Origin of the sequence: Pseudomonas sp. GD03903, from assembly GCF_029840045.1 — a bacterium.
In the GTDB taxonomy this organism is placed as follows: Bacteria; Pseudomonadota; Gammaproteobacteria; order Pseudomonadales; family Pseudomonadaceae; genus Pseudomonas; species Pseudomonas pseudonitroreducens.
This window is the reverse complement of the sequence record NZ_JAOCBT010000051.1, coordinates 1-3,751: the sequence shown is the minus strand read 5'-3', so window position 1 is coordinate 3,751 and position 3,751 is coordinate 1. Positions and strand designations below refer to the sequence as shown.

Genomic DNA, 3,751 nt, shown 5'->3' with positions numbered 1-3,751 from the left:
CCGCCGAGCCCGAGCACCACCACGCTGACCATCAACGTGGTCGCCGGTGACGACATCGTCAACCTCGAAGAGTCCAAGGTAAACCAGACCATCAGCGGCAAGGCCACTGGCGAGTTCAAGGCTGGCGACATCGTCAGCTTCAAACTCGACGGCACCACCTACAGCGCCGCTGTAGCAGCCAATGGTGACTGGAGCGTCTCGGTTCCGGGTAGCAAGCTGGTGGCTGAAACCAGCCACAAGATCGATGCCACCCTGGCAGCGCACGATGCCGCCGGCAACGTCGGCAACATCACCGCCAGTCATGCCTATAGCGTGATCACCGACCCGGGCACCACCACGCTGACCATCGACACCGTCGCCGGTGACGACATTGTCAACCTGGCCGAGTCGCAGACCAACCAGACCATCAGCGGCAAGGTCATGGGCACCTACGTGGCGGGCGACAAAGTCACCTTCACCCTCAACGGCCACGCCTACAGCGCCAGTGTGGCGGCCGACGGCAAATGGAGCGTCAGCGTTCCGGGCAGCGACCTGGTGGGTGACAGCGCCCGCTCGATCAACGCCACCGTCATCGGTCACGACACAGCCGGCAACGCCAACACCGCCACCGCCAGCCATGCCTACAGCGTGGATATCGTACCCCCGGCCAAACCGACCATCGATCAGATCCTGGACGACGTCGGCAGCATCACCGGCCCGATCGCCAAAGGTGGCGTGACGGACGACTCCAAGCCGACCCTGTCGGGTACCACCGAAGCCGGCGCCAAAGTCACCGTCTACGACAACGGCACCCCGCTGGGCACCGCGACCGCAGGCACCGACGGCAAATGGAACTTCACCCCCACCAACCCGATCAGCGAAGGCCCGCACGTCTTCACCGTTGACGCAACCGACCAGGCTGGCAACACCAGCGTCAAGTCCGACCCGTTCAACATCATCACCGACTACACCCCGCCAGTAGCGACGCTGACCATCAACGTGGTGGCGGGCGACGACGTGCTCAACCTCGCCGAATCCAAGGTCAACCAGACCATCAGCGGCAAGGTTGGCGGCGAGTTCCTGGCCGGCGACATCGTCAGCTTCACCCTCAACGGCCATGCCTACAGCGCCGCCGTCAGCGCCACGGGCGACTGGAACGTCTCCGTTCCGGGTGCCGACCTGGCCACAGCCTCCAACATCCACGCCACCCTGGTGGCCCACGATGTGGCTGGCAACAGCGCCAGCGTAGTGGCTGACCATGCCTACATGGTGAAAGTCGTCCCGCCGCAGAACGTCACCCTGACGATCAACGTGGTGGCCGGCGACGACGTCGTCAACTTCGCCGAGTCCATGCAGCCCCAGACCATCACCGGGGGCTCGACCGGAGCGCGAGCTGGCGACATCGTCAGCCTCGTGATCGGCGGCACCACTTACAGCGCCGCCGTCAACGCGGCAGGTAAATGGACCATCTCCGGTGTACCGGGCTCGAAACTGGTGGCTGATTCCGACCATGTTATCGACGGCAAGATCATTGCCAGCGATACCTACGGCAACACCACCGAAGCGACCGCCACCCATGCCTACGAGGTGCACACTTCGCTGCCGGATCTCTATCTGTACATCGACAAGATCGGCGGCGACGACATCATCAGCGCTCCCGAAGCGGCGACCAACCAGCAAATCACCGGTACCGTTGTCGGCGCCCTGCCTGGCGATGTGGTCAAGATCACCGTCAACGGTGTGGTCTACACCACCACTGCCAACGCGGCGGGTGCCTGGAGCGTAACGGTTCCGGGTTCCGAGCTGGTGGCCGATGTAAACCACCGCCTTGCTGCGGAAGTGAGGTCCACCGACCAGTGGGGCAACACCGCCAACGTCACGGCCAGCCACAACTACGTGGTCGACGTCGCTGCCACCAAGCCGGTGATCATGCAGATCATCGATGACGTGGGCATCATCACCGGTCCGATCGCCAGAGGCGGCGTCACCGACGATTCGAAGCCGACCCTTACGGGTACGTCCGACGCCAATGCCACCGTGGCCGTCTACGACAACGGCAGCAAGATCGGCAGCACCACCGCCGATGGCACCGGCAAGTGGACCTTCACCCCCACCTCAGCGCTCAGCGAAGGCCGGCACGACTTCACCGTCGATGCGACCAACGTGGCCGGCAGCACCAGCGTCAAGTCCGATGTCTTCAGCCTGACCACCGACTACACACCGCCGGTGGCGAACCTGAGCATCGACGTGATCGCCGGCAACGACATGATCAACTTTGCCAAGTCGCAGGCCCAGCAAACCGTCAGCGGCAAGGTCACGGGTGAGTTCACCAACGGTGATGTGGTCAGCTTCACGCTCAATGGTCACGCCTACAGTGCCGCGGTCAACTCCGCGGGCAACTGGAGCGTCTCGGTAACCGGCAGCGACCTGGCTGCGGCCAGCAACATCCAGGCCACCCTGGTGGCCCACGATGCGGCGGGCAACAGTGCCAACGTCAACGCCAACCACGGCTACAGCGTGGACCTGGTTTCCACCACTCCGCAGATCACCTCGGTCTATGACGCTGTCGGCTCCAAGCAGGGCCCCCTGACTCTGGGCGAAACCACCGACGATCCCCGTCCGACGATCAGCGGCACGGCCGAAGCCAACAGCTCGGTCACGATCTACGACAACGGCTCGGTCATTGGCTATGCCAATGCCAATAGCAGCGGCTCCTGGTCGTTCGTCCCGGGCTCGAACCTGTCGAATAGCACGCACAGCATCACGGCCAAAGCAGTCGACGCAGCCGGCAACACCAGCGTGATGTCGAACTCCTTCGGCTTCACGGTCAGTGCCTATACCGGCACAACGGGGGTTGAGGAATTTGATTCCTTTAATGCCAACTCGACAAATAGTGCGCTTACGTCTGGGGTAGGAATAAGTTTCTCCAATATTGGCGACCTACAGAGAACTACAAGCGGCTTTACAGATGCTGGTATGAGCCAACCGACCACTCCAGCTTCGATACAGGTTAGCGAGGGCGTTACCTTCACCTTCACATTGCCTGGTGACGGAGCAGGATATACATCACTGCTGGTAACTCGAGTTGATGGCAACCTTACCAATAAAAAAGGCGTGGCTATCAGCTACTACGATATCAATGGAGTTTACCTTGGGAATAAGGAAATCCTCCCTGTTTCGGGTAGGGCCACTGAATGGTTCAAGATGGACTTCACCGCAACTGGCGGACGGCTCATCTCGACCATGGTCGTCACTGTCAAGGATGGCGGTGGTGTGATTATCGACCACCTCGTGTGGGGGGCTGCCGGTACTGTCAGTGCCGTCAGGCAGAACGTGTCCGAAGTCGCGGCCGATGACTCCGCTGACAAGGCACAACCGGTCGCAGAGCAGGCTCAAGCGGAGAAACACGAGTCCGCTCCTGTGGCAGAGCATCAGGCTGTCGCGGCGGATAGCCAGTCGAGCACTGAGCAACTGTCGGCACAGGTTGCCGAGTCGCAGCGCAACGAGTCCGGTGAGCAATCGCCTGGCATGGAGCAATCCCACGTTGCGCCAGAGGAATCGGTCGCTGCCGTGCATGCCGACGTGCTCGGTCACGTGGTGCCGATGGTGGATATCGCTGCGCTGTCGGACTCCTTCTACGGCGCCAACGACAGCTATGTCAGCCTGAGCAACGCAGAGGCCTACCTGGCCAGCGACGCCAACCAGGGCATCCATGGCTCAGCCGGAGTGGACACCCTCGCGGTGGCCGGGCACGACCAGGTCCTCGACCTGA

The 3,751-nt window shown here is 62.1% G+C and carries 1 protein-coding gene; it reads left to right on the top strand.

What is annotated here, in order from left to right; all coding sequences use genetic code 11:
• Positions 1-3,751, top strand: a 3,751-nt coding sequence (locus N5C91_RS31710) for an Ig-like domain-containing protein (RefSeq protein ID WP_279834476.1), incomplete at both ends; no start/stop codon positions are given.